Origin of the sequence: Mangrovicoccus ximenensis (genome assembly GCF_003056725.1) — a bacterium.
Lineage (GTDB): Bacteria > Pseudomonadota > Alphaproteobacteria > Rhodobacterales > Rhodobacteraceae > Mangrovicoccus > Mangrovicoccus ximenensis.
This window is the reverse complement of the sequence record NZ_QBKZ01000001.1, coordinates 389,862-413,411: the sequence shown is the minus strand read 5'-3', so window position 1 is coordinate 413,411 and position 23,550 is coordinate 389,862. Positions and strand designations below refer to the sequence as shown.

22 protein-coding genes and 2 pseudogenes are annotated in these 23,550 nt (G+C 67.7%); 12 read left to right on the top strand and 12 right to left on the bottom strand.

What is annotated here, in order from left to right:
* Positions 1 to 102: 102 nt before the first annotated feature.
* The 9 genes and pseudogenes from C7T91_RS02445 to C7T91_RS32125 all read right to left on the bottom strand — a co-directional run bounded on the left by C7T91_RS02445 (position 103) and on the right by C7T91_RS32125 (position 7,793).
* Positions 103 to 351: an ATP-binding cassette domain-containing protein gene (locus tag C7T91_RS02445; protein WP_108257852.1), complete on the bottom strand. Its 249-nt coding sequence runs from the start codon at positions 349 to 351 to the stop codon at positions 103 to 105.
* A 2-nt stretch (positions 352 to 353) separates the two neighbouring features.
* Positions 354 to 620, bottom strand: a pseudogene (locus C7T91_RS02440) (iron chelate uptake ABC transporter family permease subunit); the annotation flags it as partial.
* A 97-nt stretch (positions 621 to 717) separates the two neighbouring features.
* The gene (locus C7T91_RS02435; RefSeq protein ID WP_108257851.1) at positions 718 to 2,547 is read right to left on the bottom strand and encodes a thiamine pyrophosphate-binding protein; all 1,830 of its coding nucleotides are present in this window, start codon (positions 2,545 to 2,547) and stop codon (positions 718 to 720) included.
* Between the two features lie 72 nt (positions 2,548 to 2,619).
* On the bottom strand, positions 2,620 to 4,353 hold the full coding sequence (locus tag C7T91_RS02430; RefSeq protein WP_108258460.1) for an ABC transporter substrate-binding protein: 1,734 nt from the start codon (positions 4,351 to 4,353) through the stop codon (positions 2,620 to 2,622).
* A gap of 142 nt (positions 4,354 to 4,495) precedes the next feature.
* Entirely contained in the window at positions 4,496 to 4,777 is a 282-nt protein-coding gene (locus tag C7T91_RS02425) for a DUF2160 domain-containing protein (protein ID WP_108257850.1), read from the bottom strand.
* Between the two features lie 12 nt (positions 4,778 to 4,789).
* On the bottom strand, positions 4,790 to 5,542 hold the full coding sequence (locus tag C7T91_RS02420) for a carbohydrate ABC transporter permease (RefSeq protein WP_236638025.1): 753 nt from the start codon (positions 5,540 to 5,542) through the stop codon (positions 4,790 to 4,792).
* Positions 5,543 to 5,675: 133 nt separating this feature from the next.
* A pseudogene (locus tag C7T91_RS02415) lies at positions 5,676 to 6,538 on the bottom strand (carbohydrate ABC transporter permease).
* Positions 6,535 to 7,623, bottom strand: a complete 1,089-nt coding sequence (locus tag C7T91_RS02410) for an ABC transporter ATP-binding protein (RefSeq protein ID WP_108257848.1) — start codon at positions 7,621 to 7,623, stop codon at positions 6,535 to 6,537. Before C7T91_RS02410 ends, C7T91_RS02415 begins: the two are co-directional and overlap by 4 nt.
* Positions 7,623 to 7,793 carry a hypothetical protein gene (locus C7T91_RS32125; protein WP_161555701.1) on the bottom strand — a complete coding sequence of 57 codons (171 nt, stop codon included), beginning with the start codon at positions 7,791 to 7,793 and terminating at the stop codon, positions 7,623 to 7,625. Before C7T91_RS32125 ends, C7T91_RS02410 begins: the two co-directional genes overlap by 1 nt.
* Here C7T91_RS32125 and C7T91_RS02405 point away from each other — a divergent pair.
* The 10 genes from C7T91_RS02405 (at position 7,788) to C7T91_RS02360 (ending at position 19,978) form a co-directional block, all read left to right on the top strand.
* Positions 7,788 to 8,192, top strand: a complete 405-nt coding sequence (locus C7T91_RS02405) for a biotin transporter BioY (RefSeq protein WP_161555700.1) — start codon at positions 7,788 to 7,790, stop codon at positions 8,190 to 8,192. The genes C7T91_RS32125 and C7T91_RS02405 overlap by 6 nt on opposite strands.
* Positions 8,193 to 8,213: 21 nt before the next feature.
* Positions 8,214 to 9,746 (top strand): acyl-CoA carboxylase subunit beta, encoded by a 1,533-nt coding sequence (locus C7T91_RS02400; RefSeq protein ID WP_108257846.1) that lies wholly within the window; start codon positions 8,214 to 8,216, stop codon positions 9,744 to 9,746.
* Between the two features lie 263 nt (positions 9,747 to 10,009).
* A complete protein-coding gene (locus tag C7T91_RS02395; RefSeq protein ID WP_108258458.1) occupies positions 10,010 to 10,216 on the top strand; it encodes a hypothetical protein in 207 nt (68 codons plus the stop codon).
* A gap of 121 nt (positions 10,217 to 10,337) precedes the next feature.
* Entirely contained in the window at positions 10,338 to 12,332 is a 1,995-nt protein-coding gene (locus C7T91_RS02390; RefSeq protein WP_108257845.1) for an acetyl-CoA carboxylase biotin carboxylase subunit, read from the top strand.
* 156 nt (positions 12,333 to 12,488) lie between these two features.
* Entirely contained in the window at positions 12,489 to 13,013 is a 525-nt protein-coding gene (locus tag C7T91_RS02385) for a hypothetical protein (protein ID WP_108257844.1), read from the top strand.
* Between the two features lie 181 nt (positions 13,014 to 13,194).
* Positions 13,195 to 15,324: a methylmalonyl-CoA mutase gene (gene scpA / locus C7T91_RS02380; protein ID WP_108257843.1), complete on the top strand. Its 2,130-nt coding sequence runs from the start codon at positions 13,195 to 13,197 to the stop codon at positions 15,322 to 15,324.
* Between the two features lie 205 nt (positions 15,325 to 15,529).
* The gene (locus tag C7T91_RS02375; RefSeq protein ID WP_108257842.1) at positions 15,530 to 16,015 is read left to right on the top strand and encodes a VPLPA-CTERM sorting domain-containing protein; all 486 of its coding nucleotides are present in this window, start codon (positions 15,530 to 15,532) and stop codon (positions 16,013 to 16,015) included.
* 1,167 nt (positions 16,016 to 17,182) lie between these two features.
* The gene (locus C7T91_RS02370; protein WP_201741940.1) at positions 17,183 to 17,698 is read left to right on the top strand and encodes an MlrC C-terminal domain-containing protein; all 516 of its coding nucleotides are present in this window, start codon (positions 17,183 to 17,185) and stop codon (positions 17,696 to 17,698) included.
* Positions 17,685 to 18,845 carry a M20 aminoacylase family protein gene (locus C7T91_RS02365; RefSeq protein WP_108257840.1) on the top strand — a complete coding sequence of 387 codons (1,161 nt, stop codon included), beginning with the start codon at positions 17,685 to 17,687 and terminating at the stop codon, positions 18,843 to 18,845. Before C7T91_RS02370 ends, C7T91_RS02365 begins: the two co-directional genes overlap by 14 nt.
* Complete coding sequence (locus tag C7T91_RS02360; RefSeq protein WP_108257839.1) at positions 18,842 to 19,978, top strand: M20/M25/M40 family metallo-hydrolase; 1,137 nt, start codon at positions 18,842 to 18,844, stop codon at positions 19,976 to 19,978. Before C7T91_RS02365 ends, C7T91_RS02360 begins: the two co-directional genes overlap by 4 nt.
* 3 nt (positions 19,979 to 19,981) lie before the next feature.
* On the opposite strand, the gene C7T91_RS02355 is transcribed toward C7T91_RS02360, so the two are convergent.
* From C7T91_RS02355 to C7T91_RS02345, 3 genes are read right to left on the bottom strand one after another with little or no spacing between them, the layout of a single operon-like run.
* Positions 19,982 to 20,764 carry a nitrilase-related carbon-nitrogen hydrolase gene (locus C7T91_RS02355; RefSeq protein ID WP_108257838.1) on the bottom strand — a complete coding sequence of 261 codons (783 nt, stop codon included), beginning with the start codon at positions 20,762 to 20,764 and terminating at the stop codon, positions 19,982 to 19,984.
* On the bottom strand, positions 20,655 to 21,233 hold the full coding sequence (locus tag C7T91_RS02350) for an HD domain-containing protein (RefSeq protein WP_330848798.1): 579 nt from the start codon (positions 21,231 to 21,233) through the stop codon (positions 20,655 to 20,657). The genes C7T91_RS02355 and C7T91_RS02350 overlap by 110 nt, the downstream gene beginning before the upstream one ends.
* Entirely contained in the window at positions 21,230 to 21,883 is a 654-nt protein-coding gene (locus C7T91_RS02345; RefSeq protein ID WP_108257837.1) for an alpha/beta hydrolase, read from the bottom strand. The genes C7T91_RS02350 and C7T91_RS02345 overlap by 4 nt, the downstream gene beginning before the upstream one ends.
* Positions 21,884 to 22,032: 149 nt before the next feature.
* On the opposite strand from C7T91_RS02345, the gene iscR reads away from it, so the two are divergent.
* Together iscR and C7T91_RS02335 are read left to right on the top strand one after the other, a co-directional pair.
* Positions 22,033 to 22,491, top strand: coding sequence for a Fe-S cluster assembly transcriptional regulator IscR (iscR, locus tag C7T91_RS02340; RefSeq protein WP_108257836.1), 459 nt, complete (start codon positions 22,033 to 22,035; stop codon positions 22,489 to 22,491).
* Positions 22,488 to 23,540: a cysteine desulfurase family protein gene (locus tag C7T91_RS02335; RefSeq protein WP_108257835.1), complete on the top strand. Its 1,053-nt coding sequence runs from the start codon at positions 22,488 to 22,490 to the stop codon at positions 23,538 to 23,540. The genes iscR and C7T91_RS02335 overlap by 4 nt, the downstream gene beginning before the upstream one ends.
* Positions 23,541 to 23,550 lie beyond the last annotated feature (10 nt).

Below are 23,550 nucleotides of genomic sequence, written 5' to 3'. Positions count from 1 at the left end.
GCGACGCAACCGCCCTGCTCGCCGCCTTCGCCTCCGGCGAGGCCGACCCGGCCGAAGTCATGGCCGCCACCCTCGCCCGGATCGACGCGCGCGAGCCGGTCCTCAACGCCCATTCCGCGCGCTCGGCGACCGCCATGGCCGAGGGCGCATCGCGGCACAGTCGCGGCCGTTGAGCGTGACCCCGCCCGAGGCGGCCAGCTCGCCGGTCAGCACCCGCAGGAGCGTCGTCTTTCCCGACCCGTTCGGCCCGGCAATGACCGAGACCTGCCCGGCGCGGGCCGCGAAATCGACCCCGCCGAGGATGTCGCGCCCGCCGAGCGCGATCCGGATATCCTCTGCGCGCAGCTCCATGATCAGGCCTCCAGCAATGCGCGGTTGCGCAGCACGATCCACAGGAAAAACGGCCCGCCGAGGCAGGCGGTCACGATGCCGATGGGCAGCTCCGCGGGCGCGACGACGCTGCGGCTGACGGCATCGGCCAGAAGCAGCAGGATCGCCCCGGCCAGCGCCGCATTGGGCAGGAGCCCGCGATGGTCCGGCCCCTGCACGAGGCGCAGCAGATGCGGCACCACGATGCCGACAAAGCCGATCCCACCGGTCACCGCCACCAGGGCTGCGCTCCGGACCGGCCTCGCGCCTTCGGGACGCCGGGTCCGTGCGCAAGCCGCCTAAGCTGCGGAGATGCCCGGCACGGGGCTGCCGCCGCAGGCCGTGCCGTCAGTCCACCTGTTCGGGCGTGCGCGGATGCAGGTCGGCTCCGGCCTCTGCCGGTTCGGGCAGGTCGGGCGAGATCTTGTAGTCGCGCAGCTTGTAGACCGTCCCGGGGCGCGGGCGCGGTGCATCGGCCCCTTCCTTCATGCGGCGCTTGAAGGAGTGGATCGGCGTTGCTAGGTCGTCGACGCGCACTTCGACCACCGACGGGCCGTCATGGGCGAAGGCCTCGTCCAGCGCCGCCGCGATCTGGTCGGGCTTCTCCACGTAGATGCCCTTGAGCCCCAGGGCGGTTGCCGCCCCGGCGAAGCCCGGAACCACGCTCTGCGTCTCGAGAAGCGCCGATTGCACGTTCTTGAAGAAGATCTCCTGCCAGAGCTGGATCCAGCCGAGCCGCCCGTTGTTCAGCACGACATTGACGATGCGCTGGCCCTGCTGCGCCTGGGTGGCGAGTTCGCCGACCGTGTAGGAAAACGCGCCGTCCCCGGCCACGGTGACGATCCGCGCGCCGGGCCGCGTCGCCGCCGCGCCGATCGCGCCCGGCACCGAATAGCCCAAGCCGCCCTGGCCGCGGGCATAGAGGAACTGCCGCCCCGGCTGTTGCGCCGGGATGTAGCCCGCGATCCAGCCCGCCGAGAAAGACGCGTCCGACACGACGATGTCGTCCGGCCCGATCCGCTTGGCAAGTTCGGCCATCACGCGCGGCGGCTGCACCGGCACCGCGTCCGAGGCGATCTCGGCGGCCTTCGCAGCCTCGCCCTCGGCCTTCACTTCCGCGATCCGCGCCATCCAGTCCGGGCGCGCCACCGGCTTGCCGAGCGCGGCGTCTAGCTGGCTGACGATCTCGCGCACATCGCCCAGCAGGGGCACGGTCGGCCGGAAGGTGCGGCCATGCTCCATCGCGTCGCAATCGATGGTGATCGTCGCCTGCTCCGGCCCCGGCAGGGTCCAGTTCATGCCGGTATTCTGGCTGACCTTGGAGCCGCACCAGACGATCAGGTCGGCCTCCTTCACCAGTTCGATCGCGGCCCAGGAGCCGAGCGGGTTCAGCACGCCCGCCGCATAGTCCCGCGTCTCTGGAACGGCCCCCTTGCCCGAAAGCGAGGTGACCACGAGCCCGCCGAACCTGTCGGCCAGCGCCGTGACCTCGGCGGCGGCATCCGAGCCATGCACGCCGCCGCCGCAGACCAGCGCGGGCCGCTTCGCCCGCCGGATCAGCGCGGCGGCTTCGGCGATCGATGCGGCAGGCGCGGCAGAGCGCAGGAACGGCACCTGCATGGCGCGGTCGTCGACGGTGATCTTGACCAAGTCTTCGTCCCATTCGGCATCGAAGATGTCATGCGGGATGATCAGCGCCACAGGTCCCGGACGTCCGCCGGTCGCGGTGCGGTAGGCGGTGCGGATCAGCTCGGGCAGCGCGGTGACCGAGGGCACCAGCCAGGCATCCTTGGTGCAGGTCTTGAAGAACGAGAGCTGGTCGAAGCCCTGGCTGGCGATGCCCTTCTCCTTCAGCGGCAGCCAGTCGAGCGGCAGCTCGCCGATGATTCCGATCATCGGGATCGAGGCATTGAGCGCCTCGAGGAAGCCCGCGGGCAGCAGGTTCGCGCCCGGCCCGACGGTGACGTCGCAGACGCCGGGCTTGCCGGTCAGCCGCGCATAGGCATCGGCGGCATAGGCCGCGTTCCTCTCGTCGCGCATCAGGACGTGGCGGATCCGGTCCGACCGGCGCGATATCCCGTCATGCAGCGCCGTGGTCTGGCCTCCGGGCATGCCGAAGACAAGCTCGGTTCCGTATTGCGCCAGCATCTCGGCAACCAGGTCACCTATATGGGCCATCGTGTTTCCTTCTCTCGGTCTTGGGGGAATTGGGGCGCGCGACGCAGGCGCGCGCCCCGGGGAGGAACCGGATCACATGTTGTCCGGCATTGCCTTGCCGCTGGCCCAGGCGTCGAGCAGCGCGTCATAGGCGACGGTCTCGCCCATCGGCTTCTCGTTCTCCAGCTTGCGCTGCGGGGCCAGCCAGTCCGGATGTGCCTCGGCCTTGGCGTACCAGTCCTCGGCGGAGGTTTCCGGATTCAGCTTCGGACCGCATTCGGCCATCACGCCTGCGCGCTCGAGCCGCTCCATCACCCGGTCCTGGGACCGCGCGAGGTTGTCGAGCGCCTCCTGCACCGTGGTCTCGCCCGAGATCGCGGTGGAGATGTTCTGCCACCAGAGCTGCGAGAGCTTCGGATAGTCGGGCACGTTGGTGCCGGTCGGCGTCCACATCACGCGGGCGGGCGAGCGGTAGAATTCGACGAGGCCGCCGAGCTTCGGCGCGCGTTCGGTGAAGCTCTCGTGGCGCACGGTGCTGTCGCGCACGAAGGTCAGCCCGATATGGGACTTCTGCGTGTCCACGGTCTTCGAGGTGACGAACTGGGCATAGAGCCAGGCCGCCTTGGCGCGGTCCGTGGGCGTCGATTTCAGCAGGAGCCACGAGCCCGCATCCTGGTAGCCGAGCTTCATGCCCTCCTGCCAGTAGGCGCCGTGCGGCGAGGGGGCTACGCGCCATTTCGGGTTGCCGTCATCGTCGACGACCGGGATGTCCTGCTTGGCGTAATCCGCGGTGAAGGCGGTGTACCAGAAGGCCTGCTGCGCGATGTTGCCGTGGGTCGGCACCGAGGCGTATTCGTAGAAGGTCATGCCCTGCGCCTCGGCGGGGGCGTAGTCCTTCAGCCATTGGATCGACTTCGACAGCGCATAGACCGCCGCCGGGCCGTTGATGTCGCCGCCGCGGGTGACCGAGGAACCGGTCGGGTGGCAGTCCTCGACGCGGATGCCCCATTCGTCCACCGGCTTGCCGTTCGGCAGGCCCTTGTCGCCGCTGCCGGCCATCGAGAACCAGGCATCGGTGTAGCGCCAGCCGAGGCTCGGGTCTTTCTTGCCGTAATCCATGTGGCCGTAGATCGGCTCGCCGTCGATCTCCTTGACGTCGTTGGTGAAGAATTCCGCAATGTCCTCGTAGGCCGACCAGTTGACCGGCACGCCGAGGTCGTAGCCGTATTTCGCCTTGAACCGCTCCATCAGGTCGGGATCGGTGAACAGGTCCTCGCGGAACCAGTAGAGATTGGCGAATTGCTGGTCGGGCAGCATGTAGACCTTGCCGTCCGGCGCCGTGGTGAAGCTCAGCCCCATGAAATCGTCGAGATCGAGCGTCGGCGAGGTGACGTCCGCGCCCTCGCCCGCCATGAAATCGTCGAGCGGCATCACGGCGCCATAGCGGAAATGCGTGCCGATCAGATCGCTGTCATTGACATAGGCGTCATAGATGTTCTGCCCCGAGGCCAGCTGCGTCTGCAGCTTCTCGATCACGTCGCCTTCCTGCAGCAGGTCATGGCGCACCTTGATGCCGGTGATCTCCTCGAAGGCCCGGGTCAGCACCTGGGATTCGTAGGTGTGGGTCGGGATGTTCTCGGAGACGACGTTGATCTCCATGCCGCGATAGGGTTCGGCCGCTTTCGTGAACCAATCCAGCTCGGCGGCCTGCTCCTCCTTCGAGAGCACCGAAAGCTGGAACTCCTCCCCGATCCATTTCTGCGCGGCCGCCTGGTAATCCTGGGCCAGCGCGGCTGCCCCATGCAGGACCGTGGCGCCCATCAGCATCGCGCCGAGGCTCAGCCGCCCTGCCCGTCCGGTTCCGGTTCTCATCGGTCATTCCTCCTCCGTTGCCCGGCCAGGCTCCTCCCGCCGGGGATGTGTCGTCGGTTTGTCGTTGGTCTTCTCCGCCCCTCTGCGGGGCGGGGCCTCAGCCGAAGCGCATCATCAGCGCTCCGGCGAAGATCGAGATGCCGAGCGGCACCGCCAGGCTCTGGGCGTCACTCAGCGCGACGAAGCCCAGATGGATGAAGGCGGCCAGCATCAGCGACAGGAACAGCCGGTCTCCCCGCGTTGTCGGCATCGGCAGGAAGCCGCGCCGCTCTGCGGTGGGAAAGCGGATCTCGGCCAGGGTCATGGCGACCAGGATCGCCGCGATCACCAGGAAGAACACCGCCGTCGGCGTGGTCCAGGCCATCCATTGGAAATCCATCTTCCGTCCTCCTCAGACGCGGCCCAGGGCGAAGCCCTTGGCGATGTAGTTGCGCACGAACCAGATCACGCAGGCGCCGGGCAGGATGGTCACGACGCCCGCTGCCGCCATCAGCCCCCAGTCGAGCCCCGAGGCCGAGACCGTCCGCGTCATCGCGACCACGATCGGCTTGGCTTCGACCGAGGTCAGGGTGCGGGCCAGGAGCAGCTCCACCCAGGAGAACATGAAGCAGAAGAAGGCCGTCACCCCGATGCCTGCCCGGATAAGCGGCAGGAACACGGTCAGGAAGAAGCGCGGGAAGGAGTAGCCGTCGACATAGGCGGTTTCGTCGATTTCGCGCGGCACGCCGGACATGAAGCCCTCGAGGATCCAGACCGCCAGCGGCACGTTGAAGAGGCAGTGCGCCAGCGCCACCGCGAGCGGCGTGTCGAACAGTCCGACCGCGGAGTAGAGCTGGAAGAACGGCAGCAGGAAGACGGCCGGCGGCGCCATGCGGTTGGTGAAGAGCCAGAAGAAGACGTGCTTGTCGCCGAGGAAGCGGTAGCGCGAGAAGGCATAGGCCGCAGGCAGCGCCACCGAGAGCGTGATCGCCATGTTGAGGATCACGTAGGACAGCGAGTTCAGGTAGGTCATGTACCAGGCCGGATCGGTGAAGAGCGTGCGGTAGTTGCCGAGGCTCGGCGCCGTCGGCAGGAACTCCGCGCTGGCCATGATGTCGCCCGGGGTCATCAGCGACATGCGCATCAGCCAGTAGATCGGCAGCATCTGGAACGCGAGATAGAGGCCGAGCAGCAGCGGGGCCGCGAGGCGCCGGTTCAGCGCGATGCCGCGGAAGCGGGCGAAGGCGGGCGCCGCCGGTCCGGCAAGGGGTTCGGTCGGATAGGTCATGTGTCGTCCCTCAGCTGGCGCTTGCGCGCTGCAGGATCGTGTAGAAGACATAGGAGATCAGCAGGATCACCAGGAAATACATCAGGGAGAAGGCCGCCGCGGGTCCGAGGTCGAACTGCCCCACCGCCATGTTCACCAGCCGGATCGACAGGAAGGTGGTGGCGCTGCCCGGACCGCCGCCGGTGACGACGAAAGGCTCGGTGTAGATCATGAAACTGTCCATGAAGCGAAGCAGGACCGCGATGGTCAGGACCGATTTCATCTTGGGCAGCTCGATGAAGCGGAACACCGCCAGCCGTCCGGCCCCGTCGATCCTCGCCGCCTGGTAATAGGCGTCGGGGATCGAGCGCAGCCCGGCAAAGGCCAGCAGCGCGACCAGCGGCGTCCAGTGCCAGACATCCATCAGCACGATGGTCGCCCAGGCCGAAACCGCGTCGCCGGTATAGTTGAAGTCGATGCCGATGTCGTTGAGCACGCGGCCGAGGAAGCCGATCTCGGGGCGGGCATAGACCTGCCAGATCGTGCCGACGACGTTGAACGGGATCAGCAGCGGCAGCGCCAGGATCACGATTGCCAGCGAGGATTTCCACCCTGCCTTGGGCAGGAGCAGCGCCACCGCCACGCCGAGCGGGATCTCGATGGCCAGCACGATCCCGGAAAAGGCCAGCTGGCGCAGGAAGGCGCCATGCACCTCGGGATCGCGCAGCGCCTCGCGGAACCAGTCGACGCCGATGAAATAGCGCTGGCCTGGTCCGAAGATGTCCTGAACCGAGTAGTTTACCACGGTCATCAGCGGGATCACCGCCGAGAAGGCGACGAGCGCCACGACGGGCAGATCAGGAACCAGGCGCGGTTGTCATGGGTCCGGTTCATGAGAGATCTCCGGTCAGTCGGTTGTCGGCATAGAGCAGCGTCCGGTCGGGCGGGAAATGCACGCGCATCGTCCCCCCGGGCGGCGGTGCGCTGTCGGGCAGCCGCACCGACAGGGCCATGTCGCCGATATGGAGCACCGCCATGAAGCAGTCGCCGCGATGCTGGATTTCGCCCAGGACCGCCTCGACCGCCTCTTCTCCGGGCCGCGCGGGCCGCAGGTATTGCGGGCGGATGCCGAGGCAGAGGCTCTGCCCGGGCGCGATGCCCGCCGCGGCCCGCCCGGTCAGGGGCAGGCTCCCGCCGCGGAAGGCCAGTCTTTCGCCGATGGCCTTGCAGGGCAGGAAATTCATCCCCGGCGAGCCGATGAAATTGCCGACGAAGACATGGTCCGGCCGCTCGTAGAGGGCCTCCGGCGTGCCTGCCTGCATCACCTCGCCCTCGGCCATCACCACGACCTCGTCGGCGAGCGTCAGCGCCTCGCTCTGGTCATGGGTGACGTAGATCAGCGTCAGGCCCAGTTCCTCGTGCAGCATCTTCAGCTTGCGGCGGAGCTCGAATTTGACATGCGGGTCGATCACGGTCAGCGGCTCGTCGAAGAGCACCGCCGCCACGTCCTCGCGCACCAGCCCGCGGCCGAGGCTGATCTTCTGCTTTTCCGCCGCGCCGAGCCCGGCCGCGCGCTTCTTCAGCAGCGGCCCGAGATCGAGCATCCCGGCCACCTCGTCCACCCGCTTGCGGATGCGGGCCGGATCCGTGCCGCGGTTGCGCAGCGGGAAGGCGAGGTTCTGCTCCACCGTCATGGTGTCGTAGAGCACCGGGAACTGGAAGACCTGGGCGATGTTGCGCTTCTCGGTCGCCAGATCCGAGACGTCGCGCCCGTCGAACAGCACCCGTCCCGTGCTCTGCCGCACCAGGCCGGAAATGATGTTCAGCATAGAGGACTTGCCGCAGCCCGAAGGTCCGAGCAGGGCATAGGCCCTGCCATCCTCCCAGGTCAGGTCGACCTGCTTGAGCGCCAGCGCGTCCGGGTCGTCGAGGCGGCCGTCATAGGAATGCCGCAGGGCATCGATCACGATCTGGGCCATCACGCGGCCTCCCTGTGCCGGGGCGCGGGCGTGGCGGCGAGCCGGCCTTCCGCGTCGAAGAGGAAGAAATCATCGGGGTCGATCCGCACGCTCACCGGCGTGCCGCCCGGGCAGGCATGGACCCCGTCGCGCTTCATCACCCAGTCCTGGCCGCCGCAGGCGAAATGCACGAAGGTTGCCGAGCCGTCGACTTCGCAGAGGCTGACCCGCCCGGTCACCGCCGCGGCATCGCCGGGCCGCGCGGGCCGGCGGTCTTTTCGGGCGGCAAGGCCGGTCTGGTCGCGCTGACCGGCCCGACCGGCGGCTATATCGCGGGCTTCGTGATCGCCGCGCTCTTTGCGGGGTTCGCCCGAGACCGCGGCTGGACGCGGTCGCTGTCCGGCGCGGTCGCGGCCGCGCTGATCGCCACGGCGCTCGTCTTCCCCACCGGGCTCTGGCAGCTCGGCAATGTCATCGGCTGGGACAAGCCGGTGCTGGCCCTCGGCCTGACCCCGTTCATCTTCGGCGGCATCTTCAAGTCCCTGATCGCCGGTTTCGGCGCTTGGGCGCTTGCCCGCCGCTCCGTCTGACACATCGCGCAAGAGGTCACGATGAAAGAGATACTCGAGAAGCTGCAGGAACGCCGCGAGGAGGCCTATCTGGGCGGCGGCCAGCGCCGCATCGATGCGCAGCACGCCAAGGGCAAGCTGACCGCGCGCGAGCGCATCGAGCTGCTGCTGGATGAGGGGTCGTTCGAGGAATACGACACCTACCGGACCCATCGCTGCACCGATTTCGGCATGCAGGACCAGAAGATCACCGGCGACGGCGTGGTCACCGGCTGGGGCACGATCAACGGACGCATGGTCTACGTCTTCAGCCAGGACTTCACCGTCTTCGGCGGCTCGCTCAGCGAGACCCATGCCCAGAAGATCTGCAAGATCATGGACAAGGCGGTGCAGAACGGCGCCCCGGTGATCGGTATCAACGACTCGGGCGGCGCGCGCATCCAGGAAGGCGTGGCCTCGCTCGCGGGCTATGCCGACGTGTTCAAGCGCAACGTCATCGCCTCGGGCACCATCCCGCAGATTTCCGTCATCATGGGCCCCTGCGCGGGCGGCGCGGTCTATTCGCCGGCGATGACCGACTTCATCTTCATGGTGCGCGACAGCTCCTACATGTTCGTCACCGGCCCCGACGTGGTGAAGACCGTGACGAACGAGATCGTCACCGCCGAGGAGCTGGGCGGCGCGTCGACCCATACCAAGAAATCCTCCGTCGCCGACAAGGCCTTCGACAATGACGTCGAGGCGCTGGCCGAGGTCCGCCGCCTTGTCGACTTCCTGCCGCTTTCGGCGCGCGAAAATCCGCCGAAGCTGCCGGTGATCGACGATCCCGAGCGCCAGGACGAAAGCCTCGACACGCTGATCCCCGACAATCCCAACATGCCCTATGACATGAAGGAACTGATCGGGAAGATCGCGGATTGCGGCGAGTTCTACGAGATCCAGGAGGATTTCGCGAAGAACATCCTGACCGGCTTCATGCGGCTCGAAGGTTCGACCGTCGGCGTCGTCGCCAACCAGCCGATGGTGCTGGCGGGCTGCCTCGACATCGACAGCTCGCGCAAGGCGGCGCGCTTCGTGCGCTTCTGCAACGCCTTCAACATCCCGATCCTGACCTTGGTCGACGTGCCCGGCTTCCTGCCGGGGACCAGCCAGGAATATGGCGGCGTCATCAAGCACGGCGCGAAGCTGCTTTTCGCCTATTCCCAGGCCACCGTGCCGATGGTCACGGTCATCACCCGCAAGGCCTATGGCGGCGCCTATGACGTGATGGCGTCGAAGCATATCGGCGCGGATGTCAACTATGCCTGGCCGACCGCCGAGATCGCCGTGATGGGGGCCAAGGGCGCCACCGAGATCCTCTACCGCTCGGAACTGGGCGATCCCGAGAAGATCGCCGCGCGCACCAAGGAATACGAGGACCGCTTCGCCAACCCCTTCGTGGCGGCGGAACGGGGCTTCATCGACGAGGTGATCATGCCGCGCTCGACGCGCCGCCGGGTCGCCAATGCCTTCGCCGCACTGCGCACGAAGCATGTCGAGGTGCCCTACAAGAAGCACGACAACATCCCGCTCTGACGAGCAGGGAAACCCGGCGCCGCCTTGGGAGGGGCAGGCGCCGGGGCAAGGTCAACCGACAGCCAGGGAACCGCCAGACATGCAGGCCTGCCTCCAGATCAGCGAAGGAACCGCACCGGTTGTGCCGGTCGCCTTCCGCGTGAGCGGAGGGACGCCTGTTTCCGCAACGTCGCCAATTAAAGGAAACCTTTCCGCCCTTTCTTGCGTTATCATCGCGACGCTGTGCCGGACCGGCACCGCCACCAAAGCGAATGAGGCGCATGATGAAGAAAGTGACGTTGATGCTGGCGGCCTGCGGCCTGCTTGCCCTGACTGCCTGCGGACAGACCGACCTGGAGCGTACCGCGACGGGCGCCGTGATCGGCGGCGCCGCGGGGCAGGTGATCACGGGCGATCCCGTGACCGGGGCGCTGATCGGCGGTGCGGCGGGCGCAAGCTGCCGTGCGCTGGGGACCTGTCCGAACAACTGATCCGCGCGACCTCGCGCGCGGCCCGACTGATCCGCGCGCGGACCCTCCGCGCGACCGACACCAATCGAACCCGTCGTGGCCCGGTGCCGCGGCGGGTTTCCTCTGTCCTGCGGAGTGAGACATGTTCAAGAAAATCCTGATCGCCAACCGGGGCGAGATCGCCTGCCGCGTGATCAAGACCGCGCGCAAGATGGGCATCCAGACCGTCGCGGTCTATTCCGATGCCGATGCCAATGCGCTGCATGTGCAGATGGCCGACGAGGCGGTGCATATCGGCCCGCCGCCGGCCAACCAGTCCTACCTGATCATCGACAAGATACTCGACGCGATCAAGCAGACCGGCGCCGAAGCGGTGCATCCGGGCTATGGCTTCCTCAGCGAGAACAAGGGGTTCGCCGAGGCGCTCGAAGCGGCCGGCGTTGCCTTCATCGGCCCGCCCTCGGGCGCGATCGAGGCGATGGGCGACAAGATCACCTCGAAGAAGCTGGCCCAGGAGGCAGGCGTCTCGACGGTTCCGGGCTACATGGGCCTGATCGAGGATGCCGACGAGGCGGTGAAGATTTCCAAGGAGATCGGCTATCCGGTGATGATCAAGGCCAGCGCTGGCGGCGGCGGCAAGGGCATGCGGATCGCCTGGAACGACACCGAAGCGCGCGAAGGCTTCGAGAGCTCGAAGAACGAGGCCGCCAACAGCTTCGGCGACGACCGCATCTTCATCGAGAAATTCGTCACCCAGCCGCGGCACATCGAAATCCAGGTGCTGGCCGACAAGCACGGCAACTGCCTCTACCTGAACGAACGCGAATGCTCGATCCAGCGCCGCAACCAGAAGGTCGTGGAAGAGGCGCCGAGCCCGTTCCTCGACGAGGCCACCCGCAAGGCGATGGGCGAGCAGTCCTGCGCGCTGGCGAAGGCGGTGGACTATGCCTCCGCCGGCACGGTCGAATTCATCGTTGACGGCGACAAGAACTTCTACTTCCTCGAGATGAACACCCGCCTGCAGGTGGAGCATCCGGTCACCGAGCTGATCACCGGCGTCGACCTGGTGGAGCAGATGATCCGCGTCGCCTATGGCGAAAAGCTGGCCATGAAGCAGAGCGACATCGGCATCAAGGGCTGGGCGATCGAAAACCGCCTCTATGCCGAGGACCCCTACCGCAACTTCCTGCCGTCGATCGGCCGGCTGACCCGCTACCGGCCGCCGTTCGAGGGCGACACCGCCGATGGCTGCATCGTGCGCAACGATACCGGCGTCTACGAGGGCGCCGAGATCTCGATGTACTACGACCCGATGATCGCCAAGCTCTGCACCTGGGGCGAGACCCGCGAAGAGGCGACCGAGGCGATGCGCAACGCGCTCGACCAGTTCGAGGTCGAGGGCATCGGCCACAACCTGCCCTTCGTCGCGGCGGTGATGGACCATCCGCGCTTCATGTCGGGCGAGATTTCCACGGCCTTCATCGCCGAGGAATATCCCGACGGCTTCTCGGGCGTGACCCTGCCCGAAGCGGACATGGAGATGCTCGCGCGCGTCGCGCTTGGGCTGTCGGCCATCGAGTTCGACCGGAAGTCGGCGATCTCCGGCCAGCTCCGCGCGAAGCCGCAGATCTTCGCCGATGAATGGGAAGTCGCGATCGGCGAGGCGCATGTGCCGCTGACCATCTCGGTGCGCGACGGCGGCCGGATCACCTTCGAGGACGGCGTCACCATGGCGCTTGCCTGGAAGGCGGGGCAGACCGTGGCGCAGGCCGAGATCGACGGCAGGACCGTGATGGTCAAGGTCGATCCGGCCAGCCAAGGCTTCCGCCTGCGCTGGCGCGGGGCCGACCTGAAGGCCGTGCCGCGGTCGCTGCGTGCGGCCGAGCTTGCCAAGCTGATGCCGGTCAAGCTGCCGCCGGACACCTCGAAGCTGCTGCTGTGCCCGATGCCGGGCCTCGTGGTCCGCATCAATGTCTCCGAAGGCGACGAGGTGCAGGAGGGCCAGCCGCTGGCGGTCGTGGAAGCCATGAAGATGGAGAACACCCTGCGCGCCGAAAAGCAGGGCGTGGTGAAGAAGGTCAACTGCGAGGCCGGTGCCAGCCTTGCGGTCGACGACGTCATCATGGAATTCGAATGACCGGCGCGGCCCGCATGCCGGCTTGGGCGGGCGGGGCGCGCGCGCCCGGCGCGTTCCGGCCGCTGCGGGCCGGGACCTGCCTGCGCCGCGAAGACATTTGTCAATCTTCGCCCGCTAGCCTCGCGGCCGACTCGGACCGTCGGGGAGGACGGAAGGATGCGGCTGCGTCCGGCACTCATTCTGGCTGCGGGGCTGCTTGTCCCCGCCCTGCTGGCGGGCTGTTCGCTCGACAGCGAGGAGGCGCTGCGCCAGCATCTGTCGCAATGGTTCTCGCTGGCGGGGACGCGGAATTTCGTGTCGAAATCGAGCTGCACGCTGGCCGTGTTCCATATCGACCAGCCCTCCGTCGCGATGGAGGGCGGGCTGACGCGCGCATCGGACAGCAAGACGGCGCTGGAACTGGTGGAGGCCGGCACGCCGGTGCTCTTCGAGTTCCCCGGCCGCAGCCCCACCGAGATTTCCGAGACGCTGATGACCGAGGACCTGGCCCGCGGGCTGGGACTGCTCTCCAGCGGGATCGGTCCGGTTCTGGACTGTGCCGAAGGGGACGGCATCCGCAAGGGTGTCTACCGCATCCTGGTGTCGAAATCGGCGCGGATGCTCTACGAGCCCGACGGAAATGCGCTGATCCTCGTCTATCCGCCGGAGCGGCTCGCCGTCTTCATGCGCGGCAACGTCTGAGCGCCCGCGCCGCTGCGGGCGCCTCCCGAATTCATGTCATCGCGGCCCTGCGGGCGGCGCTCCTGCCGGAGCGCTGCGGCGGGGCTTTCCGCGATTTGCGGGGCCCGGCGACGGGCCCTGCGCCGACGGACCGTCACAGCCCGGGGCCGCAGGCGCCCGGCGCGCGATCAAAGGGTGGAAAATGACCGGAAAGCTGGACCGATGGAAGGCGCTTGCCGAGAAGGAGCTGCGCGGCAAGCCTCTGGAAAACCTCGACTGGGAGACCCTCGAGGGCATCAAGGTGAAGCCGCTCTATACCGAGGCCGACACCGCGGACCTGCCGCATATGGGCGGCATTCCGGGCGAGGGGCCCTATACCCGCGGCGTGCGGGCGACGATGTATGCCGGCCGCCCCTGGACGATCCGGCAATATGCCGGCTTCTCGACGGCGGAGGAGTCGAACGCCTTCTACCGCAAGGCGCTGGCCGCTGGGCAGCAGGGCGTTTCGGTTGCCTTCGACCTCGCCACCCATCGCGGCTATGACAGCGATCACCCGCGCGTGGTCGGCGATGTCGGCAAGGCGGGCGTGGCGATCGACAGCGTCGAGGACATGAAGATCCTGTTCGACGGCATCCCGCTCGACAAGATCTCGGTCTCGATGACCATGAACGGCGCGGTGATCCCGGTCCTGGCGAATTTCATCGTCACCGGCGAGGAACAGGGCCATGACCGCAAGGTGCTGTCGGGGACCATCCAGAACGACATCCTCAAGGAGTTCATGGTCCGCAACACCTACATCTATCCGCCCGAGCCCTCGATGCGGATCATCGCGGACATCATCGAGTACACCTCGAACGAGATGCCGAAATTCAACTCCATCTCGATCTCCGGCTACCACATGCAGGAGGCCGGCGCCGACCTGGTGCAGGAGCTGGCCTTCACCATCGCCGACGGCCGCGAATACGTGCGCACCGCCATCGCGGCGGGCATGGATGTCGACAAGTTCGCCGGGCGGCTGAGCTTCTTCTTCGCCATCGGCATGAACTTCTTCATGGAGGCGGCCAAGCTGCGCGCCGCGCGGACGCTGTGGCACCGGGTGATGGAGGAGTTCGCGCCGAAGGACCCCAAGTCGCTGATGCTGCGCACCCACTGCCAGACTTCGGGCGTGTCGCTGCAGGAGCAGGATCCCTACAACAACGTCATCCGCACCGCCTACGAGGCGATGTCGGCGGCGCTCGGCGGCACCCAGTCGCTGCATACCAACGCGCTCGACGAGGCGATCGCGCTGCCGACCGAGTTCTCGGCCCGGATCGCGCGCAACACCCAGCTGATCCTGCAGGAAGAGACCGGCATCACCAACGTGATCGATCCGCTGGCCGGCAGCTACTACGTGGAGAGCCTCACCGCCGAACTGATCGACAAGGCCTGGGCGCTGATCGAGGAGGTCGAGGAGATGGGCGGCATGACCAAGGCCGTGGCCTCGGGCATGCCGAAGCTGCGGATCGAGGAGACCGCCGCCCGCCGCCAGGCGATGATCGACAAGGGCGACGAGGTGATCGTCGGGGTCAACAAGTACCGCAAGGACAAGGAAGACCCGATCGACATCCTCGACATCGACAACACGGCGGTGCGCAAGTCGCAGGTCGCGCGGCTGGAGACGATGCGCGGCAGCCGCGACGACGCGGCCTGCACGGCGGCGCTGGCCGAGCTGACGCGGCGCGCCACCGAGGGCGGCAACCTGCTGGAAGCGGCCGTGGAATGCGCGCGCGCCCGCGCGTCGGTGGGCGAGATCTCCATGGCGATGGAAGAGGTCTTCGGGCGTCACAGAGCGGAGGTGAAGACTTTGGCTGGTGTTTACGGGTCGGCCTACGAGGGCGACGAGGGCTTCGCGGCGATCCAGAAGGAGATCGCGGAGTTCGCCGAGAAGGAGGGCCGCCGCCCGCGCATGCTGGTGGTCAAGATGGGCCAGGACGGCCATGACCGCGGCGCCAAGGTGATCGCGACGGCCTTTGCCGATATCGGCTTCGACGTCGATGTCGGGCCGTTGTTCCAGACGCCGGCCGAGGCCGCGCAGGACGCGATCGACAACGACGTCCATGTCGTCGGCATCTCGTCCCAGGCGGCCGGCCACAAGACGCTGGCGCCGCAGCTGATCGAGGAGCTGAAGGCGCAGGGCGCAGGCGACATCCTGGTGGTCTGCGGCGGCGTGATCCCGGCACAGGACTACCAGTTCCTCTACGATGCCGGCGTCAAGGCGATCTTCGGCCCCGGCACCAACATCCCGGATGCGGCGTCGAAAGTGCTGAAGCTGATCGCCGAGTCGCGGGGCTGACGCGGGGACCGGCCCTCCGGGGCCGGCAGCGGAAATCGGACAGGGCGGTGCGTTCCGGCGCGCCGCCCTGCGTCATTTTGGAGGGCCGCTGTCAACGGCGCCGCAATATACCTCTCCTATTAACCATTTACTTGAGTATAAATTGAATAAAGCAATCAGCTGCGTGAACTAGACGGGGCAAAAAATCCATTTCGGAGCTTCAAACATGACTTTCTTCCGCAGCCTCGCGCCTCTCGTAGCCACCATCGCGCTGTCCGGCGCGGCCCATGCCGCGACCCTGCTCGCCGATGGCGACAGCAGCGATCTGGCCTATGTCACGGTCAACAAGGGCGAAACCGCGACCGCCGAGTTCGACGTCAGCGAATCCCTGAAGGTCGACTTCCTCGTCCTCGGCACCGATACCGACTTCGGCAAGTCGATTGAACTGACCGTGGTCGGCATCGAGGGCGAAGAGCCCTACAAGCTGACCCCGTCCTACAGCGTCGGCTCCCTGGTCGGTGCCGGCGTCACCTTCTCCTACATCGCGACCGGCGCGTTCAGCCTGATCGCCTCGGTGTCCGACACGGCCCCGGGCTCGGTGTCCTTCGCCTATTCCTACGAAGCCTCCGCCGTTCCGGTCCCGGCAGCAGGCCTCCTGCTCGGCACCGCCCTTGTCGGCGCCGGCGTCGCGGCCCGCCGCCGCCGCGGCTGATCCTTGAAGATTTCCGCCGGAGGGGTTGCGCGTCACAATTCCCCGAAGGCGGAACAGACGGCCGGGTGCAAGCCCGGCCGTTTTCCGTTGCCGGAGCGCTGCGCGTCGCGGCGGCAAATGTCGGCGGGCAGGGGGGCGCAGCCTCCCTGCGTGACCGGGCTGCGGAAGCGCTGTTGCGGCCTGCCGGGGCTGGCCCCGCGCCCCCGTGTCCAGCGGCGGCCAGGGCGGGCTCGGTCCCATGTCTGAACGGGGGAACGCTGACTTGGGGCCGGCCCCTGTGCCCGGTGCAATCTCCAGGCAGGGAAATCGGAGCGGGCACCGGCCCTGGAGGCCGGCCATGCGGGTCCGCCGCCCGTGGGGGCTCCGACAAGCGCGCCCGGTTCTCCTGGGTCCTCATGGTCCGGGGAGGGGCCTGCCGGGAGGCTGCCACGGTCCGGTCCGAACCATGGAATCCGCCGGACTTTCCATAGGCAGAGGCCAGCGGGCAAAACGATGATGATCGAAAGGAAGGGGCGCCCGGCAGCCCGCTCCTGTCCGTCAATCCGCCCGGGGCGCGCTGCTTCGATCCCGCACGCACTGCCGCGCATCTCGCCAAGGACCGCAGCGCGAACGCCGCATATGGCAGCCGGCACTGGGCCGTGCCGGTCAAACGCCGGCATCGCCGACCCGGGCCTTGATCCGCAAGGTGCAGCCCCCCGATGGACAGGTCTTCGCCGGAAGTTCCGCCGTTCCCGCGAAGACGCGGGGGCGATCCGCAAGGTATCGGCGCCGGTCAGGTGACCCCGATTGGCGTCGCGCAGGGGGGCGGAACACTGCGCGCGAAGCTCGGGCCTGTTCTCTTTCGTGCCTCTTCGCCCGGACCCGCGCTCCGCCGCGTTGGTCCGGTCGGCCCGGATTGCTTTCATGCCGGCCGCGCCCCTGTCGGGACGGCGGCGTGCCAGGCTGTGAGGTACGGCCTCCGTCCCTGCGGAGCGCCTTCGGCCATCCGGCCGGTCCCGATGGTGCCATGATGGAAAGCTCCGGGCCGGGAAGACCGTTGCCGTGCAGCTCAAGTCCCATGCGGCGTCAGGGCCGGGCGGCGCGTTCCGCTGATCACGGGCCGTCGGCCCATTCCCGGCGCCGCGCAGCAGCTGCTGCGGGGGCTTGCGGGCGGAAGCGGCAGACCGCTTGCGGCGGGCCGCCGCGGCTGCCGCCCACGAGGCCGGGACAGGCGCGACCGTGACGCTCGCCATCGGCGGCCAGTCGGGCGTGCCCGGCGACGCGCCCTTCGAGGCGGAGTTCACCGTCGAGGCGCTGTCCGACGGCGAGTTCACCGCCCATGGTCCCTATTACCGCGGCAAGAAGATGAGCATGGGGCCCTCGGCCTGCCTGCGTCTCGGCGACCTGAAGATCGCCGTGGTCTCGGCCAAGGCGCAGATGGCCGACCGCGCCATGTTCCGCCAGGTCGGCATCGCCCCCGAAGAGGAGCCGATCCTGATCGTGAAGAGCTCCGTCCATTTCCGCGCCGATTTCGAGCCGATCGCCGCCGCGCTTCTGACCTGCGCCGCGCCGGGCCCGATGGCCGTCGATCCCAAGGACCTGCCTTGGGAACGGCTCCGCCACGGCCTGCGCATGGGGGCCATGGGCCCCGCGTTCCAAACCCAAGACCACGACACGAAGGAGACCGCAGATGCCGGTCATTGAGGATATCGCGGCATTCGCCGACGAACTGACCGCGATCCGCCGCGACTTCCACGAGCACCCCGAGCTGGGCTTCCAGGAGGTCCGCACCTCCGGCATCGTCGCCGAGAAGCTGGCCGAATGGGGCATCGAGGTCACCAAGGGCCTGGGCAAGACCGGCGTGGTCGGCGTGCTGAAGGGCACGAAGCCCGGCCGGACCATCGGGCTGCGCGCCGACATGGACGCGCTGCCGATCCACGAGGAAACCAACCTGCCCTGGTCGTCGAGGACCCCCGGCGTGATGCATGCCTGCGGCCATGACGGCCACACCACCATGCTGCTGGGCGCAGCGCGCTACCTCGCGGAGAACCGCGACTTCGCCGGAACGGCGGTCTTCATCTTCCAGCCGGCCGAGGAAGGCCTCGGCGGCGCGCGGGCGATGCTGGCCGACGGGCTGTTCGACAAGTTCCCCTGCGACGAGATCTACGGGATGCACAACGCCCCGCATCACCAGCCCGATCTGGTGCAGGTCAAGAAGGGCCCGGCCATGGCCGGATCGGACTTCTTCGACATCAAGATCACCGGCCGCGGCAGCCATGGCGCACGGCCGGAGGACTCCAAGGACCCGGTGGTGATCGCCACCGCACTGGTGCAGCAACTGCAGTCCATCGTCTCGCGCAACGTCGCGCCGACCAGCCCGGCCGTCGTCTCGGTGACGAAGATCCATGCGGGCGACGCCTATAACGTCGTGCCGAACACCGCCGAACTCGGCGGCACGATCCGCTTCTTCGACACCAAGGTGGGCGAGATGATCTCCGAGCGGATGCGCGCGATCTGCGCCGGCATCGCCACCGCCTATGACGTCGAGATCGCGGTCGACATCCGCAACGTCTTCGACGTGCTGGTCAATGACGACAGCCTGTCCGACGCGATCCTCGCCGCCTCCGGCGCGGTCGTGGGCGAGGAGATGTCCGGCCTGACCACCGAGCTGGTCATGGGCTCCGAGGATTTCGCCGACATGCTGCGCGCCGTCCCGGGCGCCTATTGCACCATCGGCCATTCCGGCGGCATCCCGGTGCACAATCCGGGCTTCACCCTCGACGACGCGATCCTGCCGGTCGGCGCCTCGATCTACGCCAATCTCGTCACCCAGCGGGGCGCAGCGGCATGACCACCTGGAAAGACCTTGCCTTCGACACCGACGAGATCATCGCCGGACTGAAACCCTGGATCGAGTGCGAAAGCCCGACCTGGGATGCCGGCGCCGTCGACAAGATGATGGACCTCGTCGCGATGAAATGCGCCGAGCTTGGCGCCACGGTGGAGTGCATTCCCGGCGTCATGGGGCTCGGCGGTTCGGTCCGCGCGCGCTTCCCGCATCCGAAGATGGGCGAGCCGGGGATCATGATCACCGGCCATTTCGACACCGTCCATCCCGTCGGCACGCTGGCGAAGAACCCGTTCCGCCGCGAGGACGGCAAGGTTTACGGCCCCGGCATCCAGGACATGAAGGGCGGCAACTACATCACGCTGGAGGCCATCGCCAAGATCATCGAGGCGGGCATCGAGACGCCGCTGCCGATCACGGCGCTCTTCACTCCGGACGAGGAGATCGGAACGCCCGCGACGCGGACGCTGATCGAGACCGAGGCAAAGCGCGCCAAATACGTGCTCTGCCCCGAGCCCGCGCATCCCGACAACGGCGTCTGCACCGGGCGCTATGCCATCGCGCGGTTCAACCTGACGGCGGAGGGCAAGCCCAGCCATGCGGGCGCCAACGTCAAGGGCGGCATCTCCGCGGTCCGCGAACTCGCCAAGCGGATCATCGAGATCGAGGAGATGACCGGCGAGGACTGCACCTTCTCCTGCAACAACATCGCCTCGGGGCAATGGGTGAACTGCGTGCCCTCCTTCGCCTCGGCCGAATGCCTGTCGATGGCCAAGGAGCAGGCCGATCTGGATGCCGGGATCGAACGGATGCTGGCGCTCAGCGGCGAACGCAACGGCGTGCGCTTCACCGTCACCCGCGGCGTCACCCGCCCGGTCTGGGAACCGGGCCTGCCGGGGACCATGGCGCTCTACGAGCACGCGAAGGCGATTTCGGAAAGCCTGGGCTTCGACATGCCCCACCGCAGCCAGGGCGGCGGGTCGGACGCGAACTTCACCGGCGCGCTCGGCATCCCCTCGCTCTGCTCGCTCGGCGTGAAGGGCGACGGGCTGCATACGCTCGAGGAGCATATCGACGAGGATTTCATCGTCCCGCGCACCCGCATGATGGCCGGGATGCTGACGACCCTCGCCTGAGCCTCAGTCTCCGCCCGGCAGCCGCAGATCAGCGAGCTGGGCGGAGAGCATCTCCCCGGGATAGGCGCTCAGCTCCGGCAGATCCGCAATCAGCAGCGCGGGCGCCGTCCCGCTCGATGCCAGCGCTGCCCCGTCCGGCCCGGCGATCACCGAGCCGCCGCCGAAGCGCAGGCCTTGGTCGGTGCCGCAGTAATTGGCATAGGCGACGAAGACCCCGTTCTCGCAGGCCCGCGCCGGGACCAGCAAGCGCTGGACGTGCTCATAGCCCGACGGGTTCGCGGTCGGCACCAGGATCGCCTGCGCGCCGCGCCGGGCGAGGCCGCGGGCATGTTCCGGGAACTCGATGTCATAGCAGATCAGCAGACCGAAGCGCCGCCCGCCCAGCTCGAAGACCGGCGGCAGGTCTTCCCCGGCACGGAAGCTCGCGCGCTCCATCTCGCCGAACAGCTGGATCTTGCGGTAATGCGCCAGCACTGTCCCCTCCGGCCCGAGCGCCGTGGCCGCGTTCCAGACATCCGCGCCGTCCCGCTCGGCCCATCCGAAGACCAGCGCGATCCCATGCGCCCGCGCCAGACCGGCAGCCGCCGTCTCCCACGGGCCGCCGCGCGGCTGGCGGCGCGGGCTGGCCCTACCGCCCGGCCCAGCTCGCAGGGCTGGCGAAGGGCGGCTGGCCGGATCAGGCCTGACGCGCGAAAAAGGACGTGACCTTCGGCCAGAGCCAGGCCCAGAGACCCGGCGCGCCGCGCTCGATCGGACGGCCGACGCGGGCCTCGATCTTCTCGGCATCGACGTCGTAGAGCTTCCAGTTCACCCCGTTGGTCGCGAGGTTCAGCAGCGGCGGCTGGAACCGGTCGAGCGCCTTGGCGAATTGCGCCTCCGGCGTCTCCCCGGCCTCGAACTCGTCCCAGAGCGCGCGCAGCTCGGCGGCCTGGTCCTCGGGCAGCAGGCCGTAGAGCCGGTCTGCGGCACGCAGCTCGGCGGCCTCCTTGGCGGCCTCGTCGACCTTGCCGTGGATCGGGTGGTCGCCCGCATCCACCTCGACGATGTCATGCAGGATCAGCATGCGGATCACGCGGTTGAGGTCGATGCCCTCCGCCCCGTGCTCGCCCAGCACCAGCGCGAAGAGCGCCAGGTGCCAGGAATGCTCGGCCGAGTTCTCCGGCCGCGAGCCGTCGCCGATGGGGGTGGAGCGGGTCACTTGGCGCAGCCGCTCCGCCTCCATCAGGAAGGCGATCTGCCGGTCGAGCCGGGTCACCGGGTGTTCTCGGTGAGCCGCCGTTTCACGTAGTCGGTGACCGAACCGGTGAGGGTGTCCATGTGAGGATCCTCGTAGAAATGGCCTGCACCTTCCACCTCGGTATGGGTGATGGTGATGCCCTTCTGCTCGTGCAGCTTGCCGACCAGCGACCGGGTGTCCGCAGGCGGGGCGACGCGGTCATTGGTGCCGTTGATGATCAGGCCCGAGGACGGGCAGGGCGCCAGGAACGAGAAGTCGTACATGTTGGCGGGCGGGCTGACCGAGACGAAGCCGGTGATCTCGGGGCGGCGCATCAGCAGCTGCATGCCGATCCAGGCCCCGAAGGAGAAGCCCGCGACCCAGCAATGCTTGGCGTTCTGGTTCATCGACTGCAGGTAGTCGAGCGCCGAGGCCGCATCGGACAGTTCGCCGATGCCCTGGTCGTATTCGCCCTGGGACCGGCCGACGCCGCGGAAGTTGAACCGCAGCACGGTGAAGCCCATGTTGAAGAAGGCGTAATGGAGGTTGTACACCACCCGGTTGTTCATCGTCCCGCCGAATTGCGGATGCGGATGCAGGATGATCGCGATCGGGGCATCCTTGATCTTCTGCGGGTGGTAGCGCCCCTCGAGGCGCCCTTCGGGTCCGGGGAAAATGACCTCAGGCATCGGCTGCTCAGCTCTCCAGCTGACCGGCGCTGTTCCTTGACGGAGTCTCCACCGGTCCTTAGACGTGTCTCGCGCCGTCACGGGCATGACGGCATCGTGAGGCAGGTATACATCCATCGGCCACGGGTCAATGGCAACGGAGGGTTTGCATGAAGCTCAGCACGAAAGGCCGCTATGCGATGGTGGCGCTGACCGACCTTGCGCTGCAGAAGGGCGAGGAGCCGGTGAGCCTTGCCGATGTCGCGAAACGTCAGGACATTTCCGTGGCTTACCTCGAGCAGCTGTTCGTCAAGCTGCGCCGCGCGAAGCTGGTGGAATCCGTGCGCGGTCCGGGCGGGGGATATCGCCTCGCGCGGCCCGCGACCGAAATCCGGGTGTCGGAAATCCTGGCAGCAGTCGATGAAACCGTGAGCGCGCTGCACAAGGGCGCGGCCGCGTCGGGGGCGCTGTCGGGCTCGCGCGCGCAGTCGCTGACCAACCGGCTGTGGGAGGGCTTCTCGGCCCATGTCTACGTCTTCCTCCACCAGACCCGCCTGTCGGACGTGGTGAAGAACGATCTCGCGCCCTGTCCGGCGGTGCCGAACCTCTTCGCGATCATCGACGAATGAGACGCGACCGGGCCTATCTCGACTGGAACGCAACGACCCCGCTGCGCCCCGAAGCGCGCGCGGCGATGATCGCGGCGATGGACGTGGCCGGGAACCCGTCCTCTGTCCATGCCGAAGGCCGTGCCGCCAAGGCGCTGGTCGAACGGGCGCGCGGGCAGATTGCCGAGGCGCTCGGCGCGATGGCGGCCGATATCGTCTTCGTGTCGGGATCGACCGAGGCGGCCGCGCTGGCGCTCGAAGGGCGGGATCTGCTCTGTTCCGGGGTGGAGCATGATGCGGTCCGCGCCTGGTGCCGCGAGGACCTGTCCGTCGATGGCTGCGGCAAGGTGCAGATGCCGGCCGATCCGGGCGGTTGCACGTTGCAACTGGCGAACAGCGAGACCGGCGTGATCCAGGACCTGCCGCAAGGGCTGGCGGTCAGCGACCTGACCCAGGGCTTCGGCAAGATGCCCCTGGGATTCGACTGGATGGGCATCGACATGGGCTTCATCTCGGCACACAAGCTGGGCGGACCCAAGGGCATCGGTGCGCTGGTGCTCAGGCGCGGACTCGACGTCACCGCCCGGATCAAGGGCGGCGGACAGGAGATGGGGCGCCGCTCCGGAACGGAAAACGTCATTGGGATCATGGGGTTCGGCGCTGCGGCCCAGGCCGCCCAGCGGGACCTTGCCGATGGCGTCTGGGAAAAAGTCTTTGAACTTAGAAAAATTCTAGAAAGCGGCTTGGCCTCGGAAAATACTTCGACTATTTTTGTCGGGAAAGATAGCGCGCGTCTGCCCAATACCTCGATGATCGCCACTCCCGGATGGAAGGGCGAGACCCAGGTGATGCAGATGGATCTTGCCGGGTTCGCGATCTCGGCCGGATCCGCCTGCTCCTCGGGGAAGGTGAAGGCGAGCCACGTGCTGACGGCCATGGGATACGATGAGGAGACGGCGGCAAGCGCCATCCGCGTGTCGCTGGGGCCGGAGACAAACGAGGATCAGGTGCTCCGCTTCGTGGAGGCCTGGAGCGCACAGAACCGCCGGCGCCTCGCGCGGGCATCATAGGGGATTGCGG